The organism is Nodularia chucula CCY0103 (assembly GCF_963923915.1).
In the GTDB taxonomy this organism is placed as follows: Bacteria; Cyanobacteriota; Cyanobacteriia; order Cyanobacteriales; family Nostocaceae; genus Nodularia; species Nodularia chucula.
The window spans coordinates 1-23,448 of the sequence record NZ_CAWUOL010000084.1 but is presented as its reverse complement, the minus strand read 5'-3'; the positions used below and the strand labels follow the sequence as shown (position 1 = coordinate 23,448).

General features: G+C 40.9%; 25 protein-coding genes and 1 pseudogene. 13 read left to right on the top strand and 13 right to left on the bottom strand.

Annotated features, from left to right (window positions below; translation table 11 throughout):
- Both ACM0OP_RS18995 and ACM0OP_RS18990 read left to right on the top strand, forming a co-directional pair.
- A pseudogene (locus ACM0OP_RS18995) lies at nucleotides 1-283 on the top strand (hypothetical protein); the annotation flags it as partial.
- Between the two features lie 10 nt (nucleotides 284-293).
- Complete coding sequence (locus tag ACM0OP_RS18990; RefSeq protein WP_414529986.1) at nucleotides 294-1,691, top strand: DUF1802 family protein; 1,398 nt, start codon at nucleotides 294-296, stop codon at nucleotides 1,689-1,691.
- Between the two features lie 50 nt (nucleotides 1,692-1,741).
- Here ACM0OP_RS18990 and ACM0OP_RS18985 read toward each other — a convergent pair whose 3' ends face one another.
- The 5 genes from ACM0OP_RS18985 to ACM0OP_RS18965 form a co-directional block, all read right to left on the bottom strand.
- Nucleotides 1,742-2,104, bottom strand: a complete 363-nt coding sequence (locus ACM0OP_RS18985; protein WP_414529985.1) for an aspartyl protease — start codon at nucleotides 2,102-2,104, stop codon at nucleotides 1,742-1,744.
- A complete protein-coding gene (locus ACM0OP_RS18980) occupies nucleotides 2,101-2,418 on the bottom strand; it encodes a hypothetical protein (protein WP_414529984.1) in 318 nt (105 codons plus the stop codon). Before ACM0OP_RS18980 ends, ACM0OP_RS18985 begins: the two co-directional genes overlap by 4 nt.
- Nucleotides 2,419-2,749: 331 nt before the next feature.
- Nucleotides 2,750-4,336 carry a glucose-6-phosphate isomerase gene (locus tag ACM0OP_RS18975; RefSeq protein WP_414529983.1) on the bottom strand — a complete coding sequence of 529 codons (1,587 nt, stop codon included), beginning with the start codon at nucleotides 4,334-4,336 and terminating at the stop codon, nucleotides 2,750-2,752.
- 144 nt (nucleotides 4,337-4,480) lie between these two features.
- Complete coding sequence (locus tag ACM0OP_RS18970) at nucleotides 4,481-4,738, bottom strand: cytotoxic translational repressor of toxin-antitoxin stability system (RefSeq protein ID WP_414529982.1); 258 nt, start codon at nucleotides 4,736-4,738, stop codon at nucleotides 4,481-4,483.
- Nucleotides 4,739-4,958: 220 nt separating this feature from the next.
- Nucleotides 4,959-5,156, bottom strand: coding sequence for a hypothetical protein (locus ACM0OP_RS18965; protein ID WP_414529981.1), 198 nt, complete (start codon nucleotides 5,154-5,156; stop codon nucleotides 4,959-4,961).
- A gap of 169 nt (nucleotides 5,157-5,325) precedes the next feature.
- Between ACM0OP_RS18965 and ACM0OP_RS18960 the strand changes: the two genes are divergently transcribed.
- Together ACM0OP_RS18960 and ACM0OP_RS18955 are read left to right on the top strand one after the other, a co-directional pair.
- Nucleotides 5,326-6,462, top strand: coding sequence for a branched-chain amino acid ABC transporter permease (locus tag ACM0OP_RS18960; RefSeq protein WP_414529980.1), 1,137 nt, complete (start codon nucleotides 5,326-5,328; stop codon nucleotides 6,460-6,462).
- A 37-nt stretch (nucleotides 6,463-6,499) separates the two neighbouring features.
- Nucleotides 6,500-7,282: an ABC transporter ATP-binding protein gene (locus ACM0OP_RS18955; RefSeq protein WP_414529979.1), complete on the top strand. Its 783-nt coding sequence runs from the start codon at nucleotides 6,500-6,502 to the stop codon at nucleotides 7,280-7,282.
- Nucleotides 7,283-7,379: 97 nt separating this feature from the next.
- On the opposite strand, the gene ACM0OP_RS18950 is transcribed toward ACM0OP_RS18955, so the two are convergent.
- Together ACM0OP_RS18950 and glpX are read right to left on the bottom strand one after the other, a co-directional pair.
- Nucleotides 7,380-8,666 carry a glutamyl-tRNA reductase gene (locus ACM0OP_RS18950; protein ID WP_414529978.1) on the bottom strand — a complete coding sequence of 429 codons (1,287 nt, stop codon included), beginning with the start codon at nucleotides 8,664-8,666 and terminating at the stop codon, nucleotides 7,380-7,382.
- 151 nt (nucleotides 8,667-8,817) lie between these two features.
- On the bottom strand, nucleotides 8,818-9,855 hold the full coding sequence (gene glpX, locus ACM0OP_RS18945) for a class II fructose-bisphosphatase (RefSeq protein WP_414529977.1): 1,038 nt from the start codon (nucleotides 9,853-9,855) through the stop codon (nucleotides 8,818-8,820).
- Nucleotides 9,856-10,185: 330 nt separating this feature from the next.
- Between glpX and grxC the strand changes: the two genes are divergently transcribed.
- Together grxC and ACM0OP_RS18935 are read left to right on the top strand one after the other, a co-directional pair.
- Nucleotides 10,186-10,506: a glutaredoxin 3 gene (gene grxC / locus ACM0OP_RS18940; protein WP_414529976.1), complete on the top strand. Its 321-nt coding sequence runs from the start codon at nucleotides 10,186-10,188 to the stop codon at nucleotides 10,504-10,506.
- A gap of 172 nt (nucleotides 10,507-10,678) precedes the next feature.
- Nucleotides 10,679-11,848 (top strand): homocysteine biosynthesis protein, encoded by a 1,170-nt coding sequence (locus tag ACM0OP_RS18935; RefSeq protein WP_414529975.1) that lies wholly within the window; start codon nucleotides 10,679-10,681, stop codon nucleotides 11,846-11,848.
- Between the two features lie 119 nt (nucleotides 11,849-11,967).
- Here the strand turns inward: ACM0OP_RS18935 and ACM0OP_RS18930 are convergent, their stop codons facing one another.
- A complete protein-coding gene (locus ACM0OP_RS18930; protein WP_414529974.1) occupies nucleotides 11,968-12,975 on the bottom strand; it encodes a hypothetical protein in 1,008 nt (335 codons plus the stop codon).
- A 374-nt stretch (nucleotides 12,976-13,349) separates the two neighbouring features.
- Between ACM0OP_RS18930 and ACM0OP_RS18925 the strand changes: the two genes are divergently transcribed.
- Nucleotides 13,350-14,216 carry a tetratricopeptide repeat protein gene (locus ACM0OP_RS18925; protein ID WP_414529973.1) on the top strand — a complete coding sequence of 289 codons (867 nt, stop codon included), beginning with the start codon at nucleotides 13,350-13,352 and terminating at the stop codon, nucleotides 14,214-14,216.
- Nucleotides 14,217-14,404: 188 nt separating this feature from the next.
- Here the strand turns inward: ACM0OP_RS18925 and ACM0OP_RS18920 are convergent, their stop codons facing one another.
- From ACM0OP_RS18920 to ACM0OP_RS18910, 3 genes are all read right to left on the bottom strand, one after another.
- Nucleotides 14,405-15,019 carry a TMEM165/GDT1 family protein gene (locus ACM0OP_RS18920; protein WP_414529972.1) on the bottom strand — a complete coding sequence of 205 codons (615 nt, stop codon included), beginning with the start codon at nucleotides 15,017-15,019 and terminating at the stop codon, nucleotides 14,405-14,407.
- 264 nt (nucleotides 15,020-15,283) lie between these two features.
- On the bottom strand, nucleotides 15,284-15,796 hold the full coding sequence (locus ACM0OP_RS18915; protein WP_414529971.1) for an SgcJ/EcaC family oxidoreductase: 513 nt from the start codon (nucleotides 15,794-15,796) through the stop codon (nucleotides 15,284-15,286).
- A 598-nt stretch (nucleotides 15,797-16,394) separates the two neighbouring features.
- Nucleotides 16,395-18,122, bottom strand: coding sequence for a succinate dehydrogenase/fumarate reductase flavoprotein subunit (locus ACM0OP_RS18910; protein ID WP_414529970.1), 1,728 nt, complete (start codon nucleotides 18,120-18,122; stop codon nucleotides 16,395-16,397).
- A gap of 393 nt (nucleotides 18,123-18,515) precedes the next feature.
- Here ACM0OP_RS18910 and ACM0OP_RS18905 point away from each other — a divergent pair, with 393 nt between their 5' ends.
- Both ACM0OP_RS18905 and ACM0OP_RS18900 read left to right on the top strand, forming a co-directional pair.
- Nucleotides 18,516-19,109: a hypothetical protein gene (locus ACM0OP_RS18905; RefSeq protein ID WP_414529969.1), complete on the top strand. Its 594-nt coding sequence runs from the start codon at nucleotides 18,516-18,518 to the stop codon at nucleotides 19,107-19,109.
- A 5-nt stretch (nucleotides 19,110-19,114) separates the two neighbouring features.
- On the top strand, nucleotides 19,115-19,519 hold the full coding sequence (locus tag ACM0OP_RS18900; protein WP_414529968.1) for a hypothetical protein: 405 nt from the start codon (nucleotides 19,115-19,117) through the stop codon (nucleotides 19,517-19,519).
- Between the two features lie 67 nt (nucleotides 19,520-19,586).
- Here ACM0OP_RS18900 and ACM0OP_RS18895 read toward each other — a convergent pair whose 3' ends face one another.
- Nucleotides 19,587-19,904, bottom strand: coding sequence for a hypothetical protein (locus tag ACM0OP_RS18895; protein WP_414529967.1), 318 nt, complete (start codon nucleotides 19,902-19,904; stop codon nucleotides 19,587-19,589).
- 630 nt (nucleotides 19,905-20,534) lie between these two features.
- Here ACM0OP_RS18895 and ACM0OP_RS18890 point away from each other — a divergent pair.
- The 4 genes from ACM0OP_RS18890 (at nucleotide 20,535) to ACM0OP_RS18875 (ending at nucleotide 22,341) form a co-directional block, all read left to right on the top strand.
- Complete coding sequence (locus tag ACM0OP_RS18890) at nucleotides 20,535-20,663, top strand: hypothetical protein (RefSeq protein WP_414529966.1); 129 nt, start codon at nucleotides 20,535-20,537, stop codon at nucleotides 20,661-20,663.
- Nucleotides 20,664-20,667: 4 nt separating this feature from the next.
- Nucleotides 20,668-21,033 carry a Mo-dependent nitrogenase C-terminal domain-containing protein gene (locus tag ACM0OP_RS18885; RefSeq protein WP_414529965.1) on the top strand — a complete coding sequence of 122 codons (366 nt, stop codon included), beginning with the start codon at nucleotides 20,668-20,670 and terminating at the stop codon, nucleotides 21,031-21,033.
- A gap of 22 nt (nucleotides 21,034-21,055) precedes the next feature.
- Nucleotides 21,056-21,328 (top strand): cupin domain-containing protein, encoded by a 273-nt coding sequence (locus ACM0OP_RS18880; RefSeq protein ID WP_414529964.1) that lies wholly within the window; start codon nucleotides 21,056-21,058, stop codon nucleotides 21,326-21,328.
- Nucleotides 21,329-21,585: 257 nt separating this feature from the next.
- Nucleotides 21,586-22,341, top strand: coding sequence for a creatininase family protein (locus ACM0OP_RS18875; protein ID WP_414529963.1), 756 nt, complete (start codon nucleotides 21,586-21,588; stop codon nucleotides 22,339-22,341).
- Nucleotides 22,342-22,562: 221 nt separating this feature from the next.
- Here the strand turns inward: ACM0OP_RS18875 and ACM0OP_RS18870 are convergent, their stop codons facing one another.
- Nucleotides 22,563-23,210 (bottom strand): hypothetical protein, encoded by a 648-nt coding sequence (locus ACM0OP_RS18870; protein WP_414529962.1) that lies wholly within the window; start codon nucleotides 23,208-23,210, stop codon nucleotides 22,563-22,565.
- Nucleotides 23,211-23,448 lie beyond the last annotated feature (238 nt).

The window sequence follows — 23,448 nt, the reverse complement described above, 5'->3', positions numbered from 1 at the left end:
TTACCATATTTTGGGTTATTTTTATCACCTCTTTCTTAACATTCAACACTTCTGTCTTTTAGCTATCTGGTTTGTTTACAATCAGAGTGAAAGCTATGAACTGAAAGAAGAACAAATACTCGATTTTATTCAGCAGAAGCAACTAGCAATAAATAGTCCTTTGATTCGAGAAATACTGAGTGATCCTTCTGGTCAAGAACCTACTAATTTAACTGATGATGGATTACCTGTTAGTATTCCTCAAAGTGTTTCTAATGACGATAATATTGAACTAAATCTATAGCTAACTAGAAATGAATCAGCCGTTTTCACTTCCGAAAGCGCTGTGCTTACCCGTCCCTGATATTGAAGCTTTAATACAAGGACGAACCATAGCAGCTTTATCTCGGTATTTTCTGAATCGAGGAGAGACATTTGCTCTTTATCCTGCAAATTTTCCATTTTTAATTAAAGCATGGGCGAGATGTGAATCTTGTAAAACTTTTTATGATACTCAGGAATTAGAGATTTTATCTCAATTAACAATCTGGACACTAGAAGCACTAAACGAGAAACTACGACAAGAACAAAATCTTTTTGTGGTTCACTTGCGAGTTTATCATTTAGCGGAGGTTAAAGAAATTTCTGTTACTGCTGACATTCAAGAAAAAATAGGTAAAAAAATATTTTTATCTAATATTACTGCTTCTGAAGCAAAACCAGTGTTAAGCGATCGCATTTTCGCCCAACGCCAACGCCAATTACAAAACCTAGAACCACCCAAACACCCAGAAATAGAAGAATTACAAAGTGCATTATCACAAATAGCCAGCACAAATCCAGCCGCACAGCAATTAGATAATGAAATTAAAATCTTTTTGGGTTGGAGTAGTGACACCCTAACTCAGTCTATTAATGCAGATTTAGCTTGGATAAATGAAATTACAGCATTAGGTAATAGTAGTAAACAAAAAGATGAGGGAAAGAGTAACTATCAGGCTGGAACAGATTTTGAAAATGTAGTGCGTGATAGCCTTGAGTTTTTAGGATTCACCCTTGACTATACTCACAAGGGTGGTGCTGGTGGTTTAGACTTATTTTGTTCCAAACCATACCCCCTATTTGGTGAATGCAAAGCAGGTAAAAAAATTCCTAATGATACCGCAGTACAACTGTTAAATTTGGGAATGTTACGCCGACCAGACCTTTTTAATCAGGCCACTAAAATAATCATCGGTCCCGGTGAACCAACAAACCAACTCCAAGATGCAGCAAAAATACAAGCTATGGCTATCATTAATCCAGAAACACTAGAGAAATTAGTCAAACTGCAAAACAACTATCGCAACTCAGTAGATTTGTTCAAGCTAAAAGAACATTTAAAAGCAGGTCAATCTGATGAAGAAGTTGAAAAATATATCAATGAAGTTTACGAAAATATAAGTTTGCGATCGCAGATTATCAAAACAGTCAAAGAACTATCTGAACAAAATCACGACAGTTCTAAATTTACACATCAGGCTTTCACAATTATAGAAATTCGTGTTCATTATAATGCCACGCATAACCTCAGATTAACTGATGAAGTAGTTCACGATTTATTAATAGAACTTTCCTCACCCCTCACAGGCTATTTAGGAAGAGAAAAAGGAAAAGATTGGAAGAGCGATCGCTTTTACTTTCTCCGCGACTTACCAACCACCCCCAAATAAAACAATTCTCTTACCTCTGCGTTCTCTGCGCCTCTGTGGTTAGTTAAATCTTAACCCAAATTCAAAATACTAGCCTGATAATTCACAACCAACGGCAAAATTTTCAGCCACTCTGAACCTAATAAAACCTCTGTGATTTCATCCCCCGCACAAATAGGAATTTCATACTGCTGTCCATCCAATAAAACCTTACCTAAATAAATCTTAAATCTTGCCTCTCCCTGTGCAGTCCGCAGTGGTTCATTACCAAGATAAGACCAATCAAGACCCTCTAAATCTTGGATATTAATTGCCATAAAGCCTGTGAAACCCGTATCTAAAAGGGCATCCACAGGCAGATTTAATCCATCAGAATTAATCAAGTCAATTTCAAAAAATAGCTGCCCCTCATTCCCAAAAATACCCTGAATCATATTGTGCCAGTTGTTCCAGTTTCATTCAGACCAAAAACGTAATGTATAACATCTGGGTACTTTTGCAAGGCTTTTTTATGAGCTTGTTCTTTATCTTCATCAATGAAATAATCACCACTATTTGGATCTATAGCAATATACCAGCCATAGTGTTCTGTAATCAATTCAGGACACACACGGTCAAATACAGCGCGACAACGGCGATAAACTACTTCATCTTCAGCTTTACGTTTTGCCCGTTCCTCTGGTGTTGAAGTCAGTTCTGGAAAAATTCTTCCTCGCCGTAGGGGTCGTTTCGGCGTTGATTGAGTCATTTTATTAACCCTCATGATCAAGACTGCATTAACTCACATCTTGCACCTAGCCCTGGCGATTAGAAATCGCGGCTATACAAACAAAGTCCGCCTGCGCGGACTAACATAAAATTAAGGTTTTTAACCCGCGTAGGCGGTGAGGGAGTCGCAGTCTTGGCGGTTCCCGTCGATTGCGAACTCCCGAACCCGAAGGGGTTTCGCCTGTGTAGCCGTGACTTCCAGTCGCCTGGTGCAAGATATGTGTTAACTAATCCATATTTTAACTTCTAGATTTAATAGATAATGGTGGGTTAAAATGCTAACCCACCCTACAAATTTGGGCTTAAACCAATTAACCCAAAGAAACCTTCAAACTAGCAGGTTTACCCAAATCACCTGTGAATACCACACCGCGACCATTAGCTTGTAAATGGCGGAGAATTTTGTAAATAGCCTCTACTTCCTCAGCAGCACCGGCTTTTTGGGCGACTTCTTCCAGAGAAAGGGCGGTTTTTTCCTTTTGCAATACAGCTACAACCTTTGATTGCAACTCTAGAATAGCCGCAGCAGCTTTTTTACCAGCTTCTACCCCTGGCTGATGGTAGGCGTTGATATTCACTAAACTGGCGTAGAAACCTACAGCCCGTTCATACAAAGCAATTAACGCCCCTACAGTTTGGGGGTTGACTTGGGGAATAGTGACTGTAATGGAATCCCGTTGATTGTCGTAAAGCGCTTGTCGAGTTCCTAAGAGAAAACCAGACAGAAAATCACCTGATGTAACTCCTGGTTCCACTTCTAAAGATTTACCCTCACGGTCTTCTAAGACTTCAATGAAGGTAGCAAAGAAATTTGGGACACCTTCACGTAATTGCTGCACGTAAGCGTGTTGGTCTGTGGAACCTTTGTTACCGTAAACGGCGATACCTTGATAAACTGTTTTGCCGTCTAAGTCTTTTTCTTTACCTAAAGATTCCATGACTAGCTGTTGCAAATACCGACTGAACAACAGCAAGCTGTCCTTGTAAGGGAGGACAACCATATCTTTTTCACCCTTGCCATTACCGGAAAAATACCAAGCCAAAGCTAATAATGCTGCTGGGTTATTTTTCACGTCTGGAACGCGGGTAGCGTCATCCATTTCTTTTGCACCATTGATCATGGCGCGAACGTCAATTCCTTGTAATGCTGCTGGTACTAAACCCACAGCAGATAATTCTGAAGTGCGTCCTCCTACCCAGTCATACATGGGAAATCTCGCCAGCCAGCCTTCTTTTTGGGCGACTTTATCTAAGTTGCTATCAACACTAGTAATGGCGACAGCTTGTTTAGCAAAGTCTAAATTTTTACTAGCGAAGGCCGCTTTGACTTCAATCATGCCATTGCGGGGTTCTGGTGTGCCTCCTGATTTGGAGATGACTAAAACCAAGGTGCTGGCTAGATTGTCTTGCAGTTGATTGAGTACACGGTCAATTCCGGCGGGGTCACTATTATCGATAAAGTGAATTTTTAGAGAAGGGAAATCAGGACTGAGGGCTTCTGCTACAAATTCCGGCCCCAAAGCAGAACCACCAATACCAATGGATATTATATCCGTAAAGCGACTAGCTTTAGGTGCATGAATCGCACCTGTGTGGACTTTTTCGGCAAAGGCTTCGATTTGTTCTAGAGTTTGGACAATCTCTTGGGTAAGTTCTGGAGTGGGTGCTAAATCAGGGTTTCGTAGCCAGTAATGTCCCACCATGCGGCCTTCATCCGGATTGGCGATCGCACCCTTTTCTAATTCCGCCATATCCGCAAACGCTTTGTCAAACTTCGGCCGCAATGAGTCCACAAAAGTGTCATCAAAACCCATCCGACTTATATCTAGGTAAAGTCCTAATCCCTCGTGGAAATATAACCAGTTTTGGTATCTTTGCCAAAGTGCCTTTGCATCCATAGGGAATTCTCAAATAAAGTATTGCTTCAAAAACCAGTTTAATGTATGGTTACAGCCACCCCTGCCTAGCCTTATACAGTTTTAAGTGTTGGGTATTGAACATCGTTCACAAACTGGCTGACAATGTAACATTTCTCATCGCACTTAAACATCTGGCATCGGTACGACACGGAGAAATTTTACCAGTTCACCCCTAATTTCAATCCCCACTAAATAATTATCGATGGTGAAACGGTGAAAAATCCCCTCACTATCCAGACATCGCAGTCCTGGGAGACTATGTAGAGGAATATTTTCAGCAAATTCACAAAAGACAAAATCATATACCCTTTGGTAGACAGCTGGTTCTAAATTCTTGAGGTCTACCAAAAAAGACCTGGCGTAGCGCATTTCCAAACTCACTATGATGCTACCTTAACAAAAATTTAAGTTTATTGAATATTAGCTTGAAAGGGTTAGCTCATATATTGCACAAAGCCCCGGCGATTAAAAATCGCGGCTATACAAACAAAGTCCGCCTACGCGGACTAATGGAAAAACAAGGGCTTTTAACCCACGTAGGTGGGTTTCGCCTGTGTAGCCGTGACTTCCAGTCGCCAGATACAAGATATGAGTTAGGGATTTAGAAAAACACTAACATTCTTTTGGCTTCCTCATGGGTTAAAATGTCCCAGGGTTGCTGCAATTGATTGGCTTCTTGGATTGATTTCCACATATAGGAGTCACAATGCAAAGCATGGATAGCATCCCAGACGCTTTCCAACTCTTCGTCACCTAATTGCTCAATTAAGTGATGGATTCTAATTCTCAGCAAGTTCATAATAAAGATAACATTAGCGAAATCACAAAACTATTATTCCTGAAAATTGACCAGCAAGATCAGATTATCTAAAGTTAAACTTGCTGTTTGGGGATGGAGAATTTTATCCACCCTACCCCCAGTGAGAAAGTACAGGATGATGGATAAGGCATATTTGCAGTAAATTAGTATGGCTCAATATTTCGTTTTTTTAGTAATTTCCACCACCATCTTTGCTCTATTTGGTTTAGGGTTAAATTTACAGTGGGGCTACACTGGTTTAATTAATTTTGGTCATATCGCCTTTATGACTCTGGGTGCTTATACTACAGTGTTGTTAAGCCTTCAGGGGATTCCTATACTGGTTTCAGCTATCATTGGGGCAACAGTAGCAGCTTTGTTAGGTTTAATTATTGGTTTTGCTACTCTGCGCTTGCGGGAAGATTATCTGTCCATTGTCACTATTGGCGTGGGAGAATTAATCCGCTTGGTGGTGAATAATCAAGAGTTACCTGTGGGAAATACTTGGGTTTCTGGGGCTTTTGGTGTCCAAAGTTATCCTATACCCTTATCCACATCTCCCAGTTTATTCTGGAGAGGGGTAATGATGGGATTACTGACGGTGTTGGGTATGATTACTTTCTCGGCTTTGTGGCGATGGGTGCGCGCCGCCCAAAAATCTCTCCTGGCTGATGCTAGTAAAAAAGTCAGTAAGCAGCAGGAATTAATTTCACGGTTGGGTGTGGGAATTATTTTGGGTTTATTGACTGCTGCAATTTATATTTCCGGGATGATTGGCTTGTATGATTACAAACCCGCAGCAGGTTTGATGTTATTGTCGCTGCTGGTGTTAGCAGTGGTATTTTGGCGGTTAGAAATTCTGTTGCGATCGCCTTGGGGACGGGTGCTAAAAGCTATCCGTGAGGATGAAGAAATACCGAAGGCTATGGGGAAAAATGTTTTTTGGTATAAAGTCCAATCACTGATGTTAGGGGGTGCGATCGCCGGCATCGCGGGGGCTTTTTTAGCTTGGCAACTCAGCGCCATTTATCCTGATAATTTTCAACCACAACTCACCTTTGATGCTTGGATTATGGTAATTTTGGGTGGTTCTGGGAATAATATCGGCACAATACTAGGAGCAATAATTTTCTTTAGTTACGATGCTTTAACTAGAGAATTTTTACCAAGAATTTTTACTAATTTATCTTCTGACCAATTAGGTGCATTCCGCATCATGGTGATTGGTCTAATTTTGATGATCCTGATGATTTGGCGACCCCAAGGAATTTTAGGTAAAAAAGAGGAACTTACTTTGAGTAAGTAATTGAGTCATTAGTGAAAAAATCTCAAGTTGAATTTTTATGGAAAATAAACCAACACCTGCACTACCTTTGTTAGTCGCTACGGGACTTTGTAAAAGTTTTGGTGGGATTCAAGCAGTTAAAGAAGCCACCATTGAGGTAAATAAAGGTAGTATTACAGGCTTAATTGGTCCCAATGGTGCAGGAAAAACTACTTTATTCAATCTCCTTTCTAATTTTATTCGCCCCGATAAAGGAAGAGTAATTTTTGATGGTGAACCCATTCAACAGTTACAACCATACCAAATTGCCCAACAGGGATTAGTCCGGACTTTTCAGGTGGCTAGAACTCTGTCGCGGTTGTCGGTGTTAGATAATATGCTGCTGGCGGCGCAAAAACAAACGGGAGAAAATTTTTGGCGGGTGCAGTTACAACCCCACATTGTTGTTCAGGAAGAAAGACAATTTAAAGAACAAGCAATGTTTTTATTAGAGTCTGTGGGACTGGCGGAAAAAGCTCAGGAATATGCTGGGGGTTTGTCTGGTGGACAACGGAAATTGTTGGAAATGGGAAGGGCGTTAATGACTAATCCCAAGTTAATTTTATTAGATGAACCAGCCGCCGGTGTGAATCCCAAATTGATTGATGATATCTGCGATCGCATTCTCAATTGGAACCGTCAAGATGGCATGACTTTTTTGATTATTGAACACAATATGGATGTGATTATGTCTTTGTGCGATCGCGTTTGGGTCATGGCTGAAGGTCAAAACTTAGCTGAAGGAAGTCCCGCAGAAATTCAAAGCAATTCCCAAGTTTTAGAAGCCTATTTAGGAAAGTAATAATTAAACGCAGATGGACGCAGATAAACGCAGATAGGGAATACCATTATTTTACAAGTGGGGGACAAAGGAATGATATTTCCCATGTCCCATGATCTTAGCTAAATTGCTCACCTGCATCTAAATTAAACAGCGTTTGCAGGGTTTGCATACAGTGTCGTCTCGCCTCAACATCCTGCTGCGCCCGTAACTGTACCATTGGGTCATGTAAAATTTTATTCACAATACCCCGTGTTAAAGCTTCGATAACTTCTTGATGTTTTTCTGCAAACTCCGAACCCAGCCGAGATAAAGCCTTTTCTAATTCTTGTTCGCGGATGGTTTCAACTTTATTTCTTAAACAGCTAATAGTAGAAACAGTTTCTAGCGATCGCCACCAAACATCAAAAGCTTCCACCTCTTCATCTAAAAGTTTCTCAGCTTCCTGCGCCATCTGGCGACGACTTTCGTAATTTTGCGCCACAACAGCCTTCAAATCGTCCACATTAAAAGCCTGCACATTTGCTAATTCATTCACATCACTGTCAACATTCCGTGGTACAGAAATATCAAATAACATCACAGAACGATTAGAGTCTAGAACTGGTGATAAATTAGTGCGGTGCAGAATTGGTTCAGTAGCAGAGGTACTTGTAAATACCAAATCACTCTCGGCAATTACAGTCATCATATCTGAGAGCGTATGAGTGTTAATAGACTGATCTGGGTAAAGGTTAGCTAATTCCTGGGCGCGTTTGTGAGAGCGATTGACAATGCTAATTTTTCCTGCACCCTTAGAAACTAGATGTTGCACCAGTAACCGGGACATTTTACCAGCCCCTAAAATAGCGACTCGACAAGCAGCCAAACTAGCCACCTTAATTTGAGCCAATTCCACAGCCGCCGAACTAATAGAAACAGCACCAGTACCGATACTAGTTTCAGTCCGGACACGCTTACCCGCCGTCAATGCTTGTTTAAATAATCGATTTAAAACTGTTTTTATACCATTATATTGCTGTCCCAGTTTGTGAGTATTTTTCACCTGAGCCAAAATTTGACCTTCTCCCAGCACCAAGCTATCTAACCCAGCTGCTACCCGCATCAGATGCATCACAGCATCATCATGGAGCAGCATAAACAGGTGTTGACGCAGAGAAGGTGTAGCTAATTTACTGTATTCCGCCAGAAACTGAGTAACTTCTCGGATACCTTGCTCAGTTTCACTAGTAACAATGTAAATTTCTAAGCGATTGCAAGTGCTGAGTATTGCTACTTCGTCAATATGGGGATAGCTAGTCAGATGAGCGATCGCACTTTCAAGTTGTGGTTCTGGAATACTCAACTTTTCCCGGATTTCAACTGGGGCTGTTTTATGACTTAACCCCACCACTGCAATATTCATTATTTATTGGTAATTGGTAATGGATTATTGATTATGTATTGATTATTGATGATTTTACATTGGGTATCAGGGATTGGGTAGGTATCAGGGATGAGGAAAACTATTTCCCAGTCCCCAGTCCCCAGTCCCCAGTCCCTAATCTCTGAAATTACTAGCGCAATTGCAGACTCTGGGGTTCGTCAAACAAATGGATACTATCAACAAAGCGAGCTGTTTTAGATTGGTTAGAGATTACCAAACTTTGAGTTCTAGCACCACCTTTAAAGAAGCGAACACCTTGCATGAGAGTACCAGGGGTAATACCGCAAGCAGCAAACAGAACAGTTTCCCCAGAGGCTAATTCATCAGAATTGTAAACCTTATCGGGGTCATTAATGCCCATGTCCTTCAACCGTGCCAAATTACCTTCTCTGCTTTCGCCAATCAAACCTGTTTGGACTACAGCCGGATCATAAATCAGTTGTCCTTGGAAATGTCCGCCCAAGCAACGCATCGCCGCAGCTGAAATTACCCCTTCAGGTGCAGCACCGATACCCATCAAAGCATGGATATTAGTACCCTCAAAGGCGCAGGAAATAGCAGCAGAAACGTCACCATCACTGATCAGTCTAACTCTTGCACCGGCGGTGCGAATTTCCTGAATCAGTTCTTTGTGGCGGGGACGATCCATCACCACAACCACCAATTCCTCAACGGAACGGTTTAAGCATTCAGATAGAATTTTCAGGTTTTCAGTAGCAGATTTGTCAATATCTACCAAACCTCTAGCTGGTGCTGGTGCGGCCAGTTTCTTCATGTAGAAGTCAGGTGCAGCAAATAAACCACCTTTTTCCGAAATTGCTAAAACTGCCATTGAGCCATTTTGACCGTAGGCGACTAAGTTTGTGCCTTCGCAAGGGTCAACAGCAATATCAATTTCAATTAATTCATCAGGGTTACAAAAGTTTTTAGCATCTGCTTGTGTACAAATACCCACTTCTTCCCCAATGTAGAGCATGGGCGCTTCATCGCGTTCGCCTTCACCAATCACAATGCGTCCCCGCATATAGATTTTGTTCATGCGTTCCCGCATAGCTTCCACTGCAACTTGGTCAGCAATGTTCTTTTCACCTTTGCCCATCCACTTTGAGGAAGCGATCGCCGCTTGCTCTACTACCTCAATAATCTCTAATCCAAGTGTATTTTCCACAGAGTCACCCTCTCAATTGCTTGACCTAAGTCTTTATATTTAGCTATTTCAGTCTTCAAGTCTACCAAAGGGCGGATACACGTGGGAAATACTATTCACTATCACAAGTGTTAAGTTTTGCTGCTGAGTACCCAAGATTGCCCCCAAGATGGAAATTGTCATACAGATCCATTCATCTTTATACTACTTCGGGAATGTACACATAGCAGGGAATAGGAATACAGATGAAACGCCCTAATCGTCAGAGCTTGATGATCTGTTTAATATATCCTGTCTGAAGCAGCGATCAATTAGGCTAGAGATAATTCATCCAACTCCACAAACAAAAATATGTTTAATTTTCTCAACCCCCTGTTTGGTCGCCATCCAGAACAAGTCAAAGCTAATGTTGAAATCTACACTTGGCAGACTTGTCCTTATTGCATCCGTGCCAAGATATTGCTGTGGTGGAAAGGTGTAAAATTCACAGAATATAAAATCGACGGTGACGCAGCAGCCAGAGACACAATGGCAGAACGTGCTAATAATCGTCGTTCAGTACCGCAGATTTTCATCAATAATCAACACATTGGCGGTTGTGATGACCTTTATCAGCTAGATACCAAAGCTCAACTAGACTCACTTTTAGCCAGAGAACCGCAAATATCATAAAAAACATACAGGAAACCGAGCAACTGGCTCTATCTGAATCTTGGCGCACTACAGTTCCCCTGGGGTATCCTTACCTGCCGGTGACTTAGCGCTTTTTTTTAATCTCTACTCCCTACTCCCCACTCCCCACTCCCTACTCTTACGCGAATTACTATAAAGAATTAGATTCACAATGCGAACAATTGCAGAAATTAACGAAAAAATCAGCCAGCAACGGGCAGTGGTATTGACAATTGAAGAATTAAAAGCACGAGTTGCTGAAATTGGCGTGAGCAAAGTTGCTAAACAGGTGGATGTAATTACTACTGGAACATTTGAGCCAATGGAATCCAGTGGAGCCATGATTAATTTGGGACACACTGACCCGCCAATCAAGATTCGGCGTTGTTGGATAGATGGAGTCCCAGCATACTCAGGTTTTGGGGCAGTAGATTTATACTTGGGTGCTAGTTGTCCTGTAGACGTAATAGATGGGGAAGAAGTCAGAGAACACGGTGGTGGTCAAGTCATTGAGAATTTAATCGCTGGAAAACCAGTGCATATAAAAGCCCAAGGACAAGTAACAGATTGTTACCCACGAGCTACCTTTGAAACCACCATTACCCGCGACACCATTAATCAGTTTTATTTATTTAATCCCCGTAATCTGTATCAAAATTTTATTGTAGGTGTGAACGGAGGCGATCGCGCGCTGTTTACTTATCTAGGTCCCTTACAACCCAGCTTAGGAAACGCTGTTTACTCCAACCCTGGGGCAGTTTCCCCCTTACTCAACGACCCAGACTTACAACTAGTGGGTATTGGTACACGTATTTTTTTAGGTGGTGGTATTGGCTATGTCGCTTGGGAAGGCACACAACACTTTCCCTTACAAAAGCGTTTACCCAATCGTACACCCATTGGTCCCTCTGCCACCTTAGCTTTAATTGGTGATGCCAAACAGATGAACCCTCAGTGGGTCAGGGGTTGTTACTTTAAAAGCTATGGACCCTCATTAATGTTAGGAGTAGGAGTCCCACTCCCCGTATTAAACGAAGAAGTAGTTAAACGCTGTGCAGTTCAAGACAAAGACTTAGTAGCGCCAATAGTAGATTTTTCCATTCCTCGGCGCGTCCGTCCCACCTTTGGACTAGTGAGTTACGCCCAACTCAAGTCTGGGCGCATCACCATTGAGGGTAAAACTGTGAGGGTTGCTCCCCTAGCCAGTATGTTTTTTTCTCGGCAAATCGCCTTAGAATTAAAACAATGGATTTCAGCAGGTACTTTTACCCTCACAGAACCTGTTGCTCAAATTCCAATGGACAGGTCATTTTTACCCCAAGATCGCTGGACAGATTTTTAGGGACAGATTTTTAGGGACTGGGTATTGGGGATTGGGGACTGGGTATTGGAAATAAATTTCTTCCCACACTCCCCACACCTCCCACACTCCCCACACCTCCCACACCTCCCACACTCTCCCTATTCCTGAATCGGTTTTGCCCGTTTAATGGGCTTAGGAGCGGGTGCTTTTGGTACTGGTTTGGATACCGCCGAGGGTTCACCGGCTGTTTTCTTGATTGGTTTCGGAGTTTCCCCATTGCGTCTGCGGGGAAATGGTTTTCTCCCACCACCGCCATTACGAGGGCCACTTTTAAAGTTGGGTTTGCGTTTTTTAGGCAAATCAGCGATCGCATCGGCTTTTTCTAATACCAATACATCACCTTCCCGCTTGGCTTTAAAGTCCCAAAACTTGCTTACACCTTTGGTGGTGAGTACACCCCGCAGTTTCAACTTAAAATATTTGGGTTTATCACTAGGTTTACGTGCAGCCTGCTTAATTTTGACTACTAAGCTCTTAGCATCAAAAGACTGGTAAACCACCTCGCCACGCACAGAAAAACTACCATCAGAAAATTCTGAAGAAGATGGCAGTTGACTTGCAGATTCTTCGTGGTCTTCCGTTGCATCATCAGTTGCTGGCAACTCTGCTTGTGATGCTGAATCTTGCTTCTCGTCTATTGGTTGTTTAGCGAGATTTTCTGGCTCCCAAACCCCCACAATTTGCAGGTGTAAAGTATCGTTTTCTTGCCGTGTGCGGGGATAAACTACCCACAAATGATCTTTTTCTAAATCCAGGTGATTTTTAACTAAGCTCATAATCCGGCCGAGTAATACGGCATTCAGTTCTACACCATCCTGGGTTAGTAATTTACCTTGAGTAAATTGTTCGCTGCTGGCAACATAGCGACCTCTAACTAACCCGATGGCTCGGTATTGCATCGGTTCACTAGGAGGGGGAATCGGTTGAAGACGATGAGCTACATTTCCATTGGATTCAGTTTCTTGAGACTTAACAGAGGAATTTTCCAGGTGCGAAGCCTGGACTGCTACTGTATGAACATTAGTGACTGCCTCTTGATCATTTTGAGGCTGATGGTTGGTAGAAGAGTTGGAAAATTCAGGCGAAGGCATCAGGTCGGAAGTCATAAAAACTCCTTGCGGCGGAGATACATCCCATTTTGGGATTTTACACAGGCAATTAAAAAGCGTGTTTGTGCGGTTAATGAAAGTACATTGGCTTTTCACAAACCTACACCACAGCAAGCAATAAAATGGTAAAGAAGCTACATTTGCATTAATACGCTAATGTAACTTAGAGCCTTTACACTGGTTTCGGAAGCATATCATGAGTACAATTCTGACGGCTCCTCCTAAAGTCATCACTTAATTTAGTCATGTGAATAGTTATTTGTTATAAAATTCACAGACAATTGGCGGTATTCCGCAAGGTTTTGGAAAATTTTTGCTTTCGGATTGATGTTAATGATCATGTCGTTTGAATCCTGGAGGAAGACAGCACCGTGTCTCAATCGCGCAATCGTTGGGTAGTTAGGATCATTTTAGCGCTGGCAGTAACTGCTTTTGTGGGCATTTCAGTAATTCCGATTATTGGCGCAATTAATAATCCCTCGCCCTCAAACCAAAATGCGGCTAGCACTAATAACAACATAGCTTCCTCTGACCAAGTATCAAGGTTGCAAGACGAGGTTCGAGGTTATGAATTAGTTTTGCAACGAGAACCAGAAAATCAAACCGCTCTCAATGGCTTATTACAAGCTAGGTTGCAACTGCTCAGTTTCAGACAAGGTGATATTCAAGGGGTAATTCCACCTCTGGAAAAACTCGCTCAACTTAATCCAGAACAGAGTGAATATGGAGTGCTGTTAGCCCAAGCAAAACAGCAAATGGGAGACCAGGAAGGAGCAGCCCAAGCTTATCGCTCAATTTTAGATACTAAACCCGGTGATTTGAATGCTTTGCAGGGGATGGTAGCTTTATTGCTCGATCAAGAACGTCCCGCCGCCGCCGTTTCTTTGCTGGAAGAAACACTTGCTAATGGGAGCAATCAGAGGAATGTAGATACTGTAGCTGTGCAGGTGCTATTGGGTACTGTCCACGCTTCTCAACAGCGTTATCCTCAAGCTACTTCTGTTTATGATCAAGCAATTAAGAAAGATCCTCAAGACTTTCGCCCGGTTTTAGCAAAAGCTATGCTCTTCCGAGAACAGGGTAAGGTTGAAGAAGCTAAACCTTTGTTTGACAGCGCTGTGGCTTTAGCTCCGGCTCAGTATAAAGATGAAATTACTAGGGCGGCAACTTTACCTACGCCTGGGTCTGAGCCTACGGAATTATCTCCGGAAACTCCTGCTGAGGATTCAGGGGAGTAGGGAGTAGGGTGTGGGAAGTGTGGGGGGTGTGGGAGGTGTGGGGAGTGTGGGAGGTGTGGGGAGTGTGGGAAGAAATTTATTTCCAATACCCAGTACCCAATACCCAGTACCCAGTCCCCAATACCCAGTCCCCAATACCCAGTCCCCAGTCCCCAGTCCCCAATCCCCAATCCCCAATCCCCAATCCCTTAAACTCCTCCTACAGCAGCAACGATGCCAAAGATGAGAAATAGGCATCCGCCAGCCAAGGTGAGTTGACGCTCAGAAATGCGACCGGCTATCAGTTTACCGCCAATGACTGCGATCGCTGTACACAAGGCGTGTCCTAAAACTGCACCTGTGGCTACTCCTACGGCATTATATCTGGCGGCTAGGGCAATGGTGGCGATTTGCGTGCGATCGCCCCACTCTGCTACAAATGTTAGGGTAAATGCTTCTATTAAAATGGCTAAGGGGGTTTTTGACTTTCTTTGTAAATCTGCCTTTTCTATGGCCTCTTTAGCTTCATCTACTTCTTTATCACAATGAGAATCAGACATTTTTATCCCTTGATATAACAGCTTAATCCCGAAGGCAAAAAATAAAGTTATTTCTGCATACTTCAGATAATTCTGTGGCAATAAAGAGACTAATTGCCCAAATAGGACTGATAAAATTGTCATGGAAGCTAAGGCAGAGGCTACACCAATAAAAACTAGCTTCCGCGAATGTTTCATTGCTAAAATGACGGCGATAAAAAAGGTCTTATCCCCTAGCTCGGAAATTGTAATTAGTAATAAACCTGCGGTAAATGCTGTTAACACTCTCTGAAACTCCTCTAGGATTTTTTACCTGTGTAGAGCTTCAATGAGGGTTTTGACACTTCACTAAAGCTCACACAGTTGTTTGTGTAAACTTAGTGAAGGTCTCGCTACCAAATACTTTTTATTTGTCATCTGAACCAGGCTCATCACCAGTATGTTGATTCAGATGTACTGGGTGGAAAACTAATTTTCGTCCAGCAGCTACTCCCCTTCTATTTGATACAAATCATATATTGATTTTCGCTGGGAGTCAAGGATTACTGACTATTGAGCGCTGCTAGTGGTCATGGTTTCTGGCATTGCTGAAGAGTGATGCTCTGCTATTAGCCATCTATTGCCCACTCTGTTATAAACAAAGGTATATCTTGCTTGCACTTCCTGACTCTCACCATTATTAGTGAGTTGAAATGTGTATATTCCTGAATCAATCGCCACATCACAATAGAGCCGAATGCTGCGATGATCAATTCTACCTACGGGTTGCAATTGCAAGAACTCGACAAAGTAATCCTGAATTTCTTCGTGATTGCGTCGCATTTGGTTGGAAACTGTAGGTAACAAAATCGCATTTCTAGCATAGTTTTGGGTAACTAAATTTGGATCACCGGTTTGTAAAGAGCTGTTCCATCGGTCAAAAAGTTGAGCAATTTCTGGTCTAGTCGCGGTAGAACAGCCTCTTTGAGCTTGGACAGGTGCAATGGTGGGTATCATGCTAGAACAAGCAAGTGCTGCACCGAAAACTGATAATAGTGCAGACCTAACAATTGTCATTTTCATAAATTATTAATGCTGACGCGACGAGGGTTAACAGTGAATGTTCTCATCTCATTGGATTAGTTCCAAGATGAGAATAAATTTGATAGCACTTGCGCCTGGCTGGTAGATTGCGTTGCTATATAGATAATCTTGCCATATAAATTTTAAAATTTTGTAATTTAGGATAAAAGTTAGACACAAAAAACTGATGTTCACTAATATTTTAATTTTTATTTTTAATCTATTAAAATTTATAATTAATTTATATCTAAGGATAGATAACGAATGCAAATTTGCATGAAAAATGCTTATTCTATAGGCTTTTACAGGATTTTCTATATCAGAGAACTAATGGATATTACTTACGTCCATGTACTTAAAATCGGAAAATACACATATAAATTTTCCCCATACTGTGGTAATAAAAGAATATTGATTTGCAGAAAATGCCAAATAAATAGGATGTGGTTTTTCTAAAATTAGGTAAATATTCAAAAAATAAATGTTGTGGGTTCTCTTCTGTGTTATTTGCTATTTAACCCAGATAAAAAACTGTTGTCTTGGATACTCCAACCCACAACATAAATAATTTCATGGAAAACTAAAAACTAATTTTTATTTAATATTTGCGCTCTTTTGGCTCAAACATATTAATCACAACTGGGCGATATTGAATGTTAATACCTACTGGTGAATAATGAGCCATTGTGTGTTGCAGAAAGTTAGTATCATCTCGCTGGGGATAGTCTTCTCGGAAGTGTGCGCCACGACTTTCTTGGCGGTTGATGGCTGATGCCAGGATTGTTTGTCCTACTACCATTAAACTCTGTAATTCCAGTGCTTCTACCAGTTCTGTATTCCAACATTTACCTTTATCATCTAAATAAATTTGAGAATATTTCTGTTGTAATTCTGTAATTTTTTGCCAACCTTCCTTCATGATTTCTTGGGTACGAAAAACGCCACAGCATTCAGTCATCGCATCTTGGAAGGCTTGACGAATTTCGTTAATGCGATATTTCCCTGGCTGTTCTATTAAGGCTTGGATTTCTTTCTCGGCTGCTTGAATATAGGTTGATGCATCTATATCTGGTAACTTGCGATTCTGCACGTATTCAGCGATCGCCGCTCCGGTACGCTTACCATAAACTATACATTCTAATAGAGAGTTACTACCTAAACGATTTGCACCATGCACAGATACACAAGCTGTTTCCCCAGAGGCAAAGAACCCTGGAACTAAAGTATCTCCACTACTGCGAACTTGACCATCAGTGTTAACAGGGATACCACCCATACAATAGTGATTTGTGGGGCGAATGGGCATCGGTTGAGTGACTGCATCCACACCTACGAGGCGATGGGCTTCTTCCCAACAGAAGGGAACACGACTCATGATTTTTTCTTTCCCCATGTGTCGCAGGTCAAGATAGACGCAGGGACCCCCCGGACTACCATCGGGATAAACACCACGCCCGGCACGAATTTCATAAGTAATCGCCCGTGAGGTAATATCACGAGGGGCTAGTTCCATGCGACTGGGTGCATAGTTTTTCATAAAGCGATCGCCATCACTATTAATTAAATAGGCTCCCTCTCCCCTGACAGCTTCGGAAATTAGCACACCTACCGGATACAAGCCAGTGGGGTGAAACTGCACAAATTCCATATCTTCTAAGGGTAAACCTGCGATCGCCGTCATTGCCAAACCATCACCAGTAGAAGCATAATCATTAGAAGTCGTATTATAAACACGACCATAGCCACCAGTGGCAAACATCACGGCCTTAGCCCGCAGCACCTCTATATGTCCATCTAATAGATGAAACATCACCACACCCTTAGCCTCACCTGACTCCAAAATCAAGCGCATCACATACCATTCTTCATAGATTTGCACACCATAACGCCGCAAATTATTCACCAACTCATGGAGAATCGCGTGACCAGTTTTATCCGCAGCATAACAAGTGCGATTATGAGAATGTCCACCAAAAGCCCGTTGAGCAATGCGACCATCAGGTAAACGGGAAAATAACACCCCCAAATGTTCCAAATCAATCACCACATCTGGGGCTTCCTGAGCCAAAATTGCCACCGCGTCTTGGTCTGCTAAATAATCGGAACCCTTGATAGTATCAAAAGCGTGTGCTTCCCAACTATCTTCAGAATCCACATTTTTCAGAGAAGCCGCCATTCCACCTTGGGCTGCTACCGAGTGGGAACGGATAGGATGAGTTTTAGCCACCAGAGCCACATTTAAACTCGGATCAGTCCGCGCAATTTCCACAGCCGCACGACATCCCGCCAAGCCACCCCCGACAATAATCACATCATGTTCCAGCATAATTAGCCCTGTGTAGAATAAGTTGTTGTTCTATTGTAGAGAGGGCTTGATTTTTCTTTGCACATTTGCCTATTGCATCACCTTTTCTCTCTGCTTCGTACCCAATATATTTACTGCTAGGACAGCTATCATCTAAGATGTATCTAATTTCTGGTATAAAAATAAATATTAATCACATCATGTCATCTACCAAAAGATAGATATTACGTGAATTATTGATAAATAAACAAATTATTGTCCAAAATCAAGGAATATTTTATTAGTAAATTAAATCTGACTACTGATATACTGATATAAAGTTAAGCTGCAATTACCACATCTCAATCATGTTTTTATCCTCAACCGGATAAAAGCAAATTTGCCTATAAAAAATAATATCAATTGAATAATTCTATGACTACACCAAATGAATCATCCGCTCGTTTTCGTTCCGCTACAGAATTTCCCAAAACAATTGCTAGTTTAAAAAGCGATGATGCGGATAAACTATATCAAGAAATGCGAGATTGTTTAATTTTCACAAATCGTAGCCGTTCACAATTAATCCGCAGAAACGAACAACATAAACAATCTATCTCTCAGTTCCAAACGGATGTCGGAAGGTTGCAATTTTTAATTAGTCAACTGCAACTAGAAAAAGAGCAAAGCACTGACAGTAACCGCAAGATTTTAGCAGGAATGGAAGATGAAATTGGCTCAATGTCTAAATATTTAGACCAACTTTCCACAGCCTTTGATTCCGTCTCAGATATTGATACTCCAGATAAAGCACATTGGGGATATTTATCTTTTCCCAATAAGTTCCTAAAATTCCTCACCGCTATCAAAGCAATTGTATTATGGTGGCGCGATGAAAAAAATCAAGAAACACCAGCACTGAAAAGTTCAAATGTCTCCACATCTACTTTAACTGAAGAGGAACTGCAAGAAAAACCACAAATGTCCACAGATCCTGCTTCCATCGGAAAATCCCTTTTAGATAAATAAAAATCATGGGAAAAAAACGCATTACTCAACTGTTAGAGGATCTGAAAGAGAATTACCAGCGAGATTTGCACAATTCCGCCGCCATTTACACAGTTGCACAAGTTGCTGTCAATGAGCTAAAACAGCAAAATTCCCCGGTAAATCAAACACCTGTAGCTGCTTTACCTTTTGCACACAATTTAGTAGATAAAGACCAACTAATTAAACAGTATGGTTCTTATAATGGCTGTCGTAAAGCCGCTAGAGAACAGGGAATTAAATTTTCTCGCACTCCTAGTTGGGAACAGCTAGCAGCAGCTTTCAGTTATGCAGAGGTTTTACAGCAAATTGTCACCAATTATGTCAGCACTTATCCTGAACCCAAATTACAAGGTACGAAATTTGAGATAGTTTTTCCATCAGAAAGCTAAAAAAAATACCCTGGGGATAACAGGGTATACAACTGACAATTCTGGACATTTATAATCACTACTTGAATTAGGTACTAGCTTGTATTGGCTGTTGCTGAGAAATATTACCAGGTATGGGTTCGGTTTTAGTTGATGCAGATACTGCTGTGACTTCAATGTGATTGAATAAGGTGGTGACGAATGCAAATAGCAAAAATGGCAATGATAACAGAACGACAAGACCGACTGTTACTAAAGCATAAACAGGACGTTTAGCACCCATCAAGGCTAACGCTGATGCCAAACTGATTGTGATTGTGATTAACCAAATAATTATTTGACCGTAGATATCACCAAAGGTCAGGGTACAGACAAATCGGTATTGTTGAGTATTATTCTTGTTCATATTTTTTTATCTTTTATCTTGACTAAAATTCTCGCCTATAGATTCTACGTTAAGGCTATGTTTGGCTGTAAGCCAATTTCTCAATATTTTGGTAAATTTTGTAATATCACTTTACAAAGATTTTGGACTTAAAAAGTCTAGATTTTGTTTTCTAGTTATTTAAGTCTGAAAGTTTTCATGATTTTACTTGTCTTTTAGCTGTAATCATGGTAATGAATCGAGAGTTTTACTTATTTCCTAAGTCAGGACTGTACGACTTGTACTTATGAAAGAAAGTGCTGTAATTAATCACGTAATATTTACTAGAACTTTAGTAGTAAAAAGCACACTTAACTTTATTAAAGATACTTTTAGATAGATTCAACTTAGAGGATAACTAAAGAAAATTATAGCTGGGTTAAAGGTTATATACTGTTTTGACTAAAAAAAATATAATTGAGACTACTGGACAGTTTCTGAACTAAGAATTTAAACTTCATCTTGGGGATCACTATTTTTAGGATCAGAAATTGATAAGTTAATGAAATACTATTTTTATACTTTCTTTGTTATTTTGTATTTAGTAGGACAGTTATTAATCATTGAGTGAGTTTAAATATGAAGTGAGAGAACTATTTACCCGTAAATTCTATGCAAATTACTAACTTTGTGCGATCGCTCATTTTCAGTCATCAGCACAATGCAAACTACCGACATAGACTTTATGGTAAAGCTCAGAATTGGCAAATAGTTTATCAATACAAGGAAGACCTTGCTTAGAACTATGCTTAAGACAAATAATCAACATATTATCCTACCTGCTTTTATCAAATCTGTAGAAGTAGAATCAACTGATCAAGTAGGTAGAAAACATAAATCTCCTCGCTTCAAATTCAATTTCTTGCAACCATTGCGTAACAAGCTAGACAAGCTGGAAATCAAAAATCGTGACTTTGCACACTTTATTGCCAAGTTAATTCCAGCCCAATGTCCTTTTGAACGTGATATCGTTTTATTTGGTTGGACAATAGCTCACATTCCCCCTATGTGTAAGCTGAACCCACTTTATGATGAGTTTGTGGGGTTGCGTTTTCGGGCATTGTGTTATTTAGTAGATGTGTGTGGAGAAGATATCCAAAACTACTGCTAAATCCTTACCGAGAAAATGTCACATGGAAATTAACGTTGAGCATCAACCTAGTGTAGAACATCTCAACCAGTTGGGTGTTTTTAAGTGGGAAGTTTGGGAAAAGGAAATTTCTAAATTTCCCTGGACTTATGATTCTCAAGAAACCTGTTATTTCTTGTTGGGTGATGTGATTGTTACTCCCGATGGAGGACAACCAGTGCAGATGGGTAAAGGTGATTTAGTGACTTTTCCTGCTGGGATGTCTTGTACATGGGAAATCAAAAGCAATGTGAAAAAACATTATTGCTTTGATTAATTACCGGAATTAATTTCTTGGTCGTTTGGTTTCTTGACTTTTCCAGAATACCAACATTTCTACACCGTATTGAAAGTAAATTGAATACAAGCAGCAGGGACACACTAATACTGTGTCCCTATGAATTATGCGGTAAAGGTTTGGCAGATTTGCGCTTTTTGCAACTATGAGACACCAAAAGGGTTTTAACCCAGTCTCCAGTCCCCAGCTATAAAATGTTAGAAATGGGATATTCCTAAACTAGATTTTTCTACAAAATGCAACTACATTTAAGCACTTGGACAGAAGTTGAAGCGTATTTAAAAAAATCACAGGGTATTATTCTTCCCATTGGTTCTACAGAACAACATAGCCCCATAGGTTTGATTGGAACTGATGCGATATGCGCGGAGGCGATCGCCCGTGGTGTGGGTGAAGCAACTCAGGCGCTCATTGGCCCTACAATCAATGTGGGGATGGCATTACATCATACGGCTTTTCCCGGTACTATAAGTCTGCGTCCCAGCACGATGATTCAAGTAGTCAGAGACTACATCACTTGTTTAGCCAAAGCCGGTTTTAGCAAGTTCTACTTCATCAATGGACATGGCGGTAATATCGCTACCCTCAAAGCCGCTTTTTCAGAAATCTACGCACACTTGGAAGATTTGCAGATTAGCAACGCACCACAGGTACAATGTCAAGTTGCTAACTGGTTTATGTGTAGTTCTGTATACAAACTTGCTAAAGAATTATATGGTGATCAAGAAGGTTCTCATGCAACACCCAGTGAAGTAGCCCTGACTCAGTATATTTATCCAGAGGCGATTAAACAAGCACCCCTCTCCTCAGAAGTTGCTAGTGGACACAGAATTTATGGCGCTACTGATTTCCGCAGACGTTACCCAGATGGGCGCATGGGTTCAAATCCAGCTTTAGCAACACCAGAACACGGGAAGCAATTTTATGATTTGGCGGTGAAAGAACTTAGCAATGGGTATTTAGAATTTGTAAACGGTGATGTTTCTGGTTAATGAGGGAACGAACCACAAAGGACACAAAGAGCGCTAAGAAAGAAGAAAAGAAAAGGAAGAAGAAAAATTGAAAGATTTCATTTATGGCTGGGGAGTGGGGAGTGGGGAGTGGGGTAACAGTCTTTCGGTGTCTAACTTTTATGATCAGTTTATGTTCTAATGTGTATGCGTAGTGCTATATTGATACATCATTTTTGAGTTGACAGGCTACTAGTTAACGTTCACAGTGAATCATCCAATGCATCTACTAATAAAATGCTGTTGAGTAGATTTAATTCACTAGAGGCGAGAAAATAGCGATCGCTAAAAATAGTTTCCAATTGACTAAAAACCCTCCGCCCAGCTACAGCAGTCCAAGGAAATGTTTCATATTGTGGAACTACAGGCATAACCAAACCTTGTGGTGTTAAACTTCTTCCTAAAGTCTTCTGCCATGTATCGGGTTCTTCTAACACTTGTTTTGGACTATCATCGTCTGACTTTTTACGCCAAAAATGGGGATAATCAAGGGGAATACTCACAACAATATTTTGTGTTTTCAAGTTTTGGAGTGTGGAATATTCCCAACTTGATGCTTCCTTTTCTCGAATTAAAAGTTGATATAATTCCTTCGCCGGGCGTTTGAGTTTAGGCGGAAACTTGCCATTTTTATCTTGATAAATTACTCTCAGTAACCCTAAAAGTTGCTGACTATGTTCTTGAATATATTTCCGCCATCCTTCAAAACTGAATTTCTCCTCCGTGCGGCGATGAGACCAATCTTCCATCCAGAAAGGACCAATACAGGTTAAATAATCAGGAATTACTAAATCGGCATTTTCTAAAGATGGTAATAACCGGCTTGAACTTCTAGATACAGCTTTAATCAAGCCTTCCAAACTAGCATAATCTACATAAGACTTAGCCTTTCTATCAACTGTATTACCCTTTAATGTAAATTGAGCAAAGATTTGTTGCGTTAATATCTCTGCTTTTTTGACAATACCTTTTTCCTCTTCCGATTGATGATCATAGACAAAAACTCGTGCTTCTTGTAAAAAATTCCAGACATCATCCAGGGTCAGCGCATCTCAAACCCTGTTGACAAGAGGACTTGCCTAATCAGCA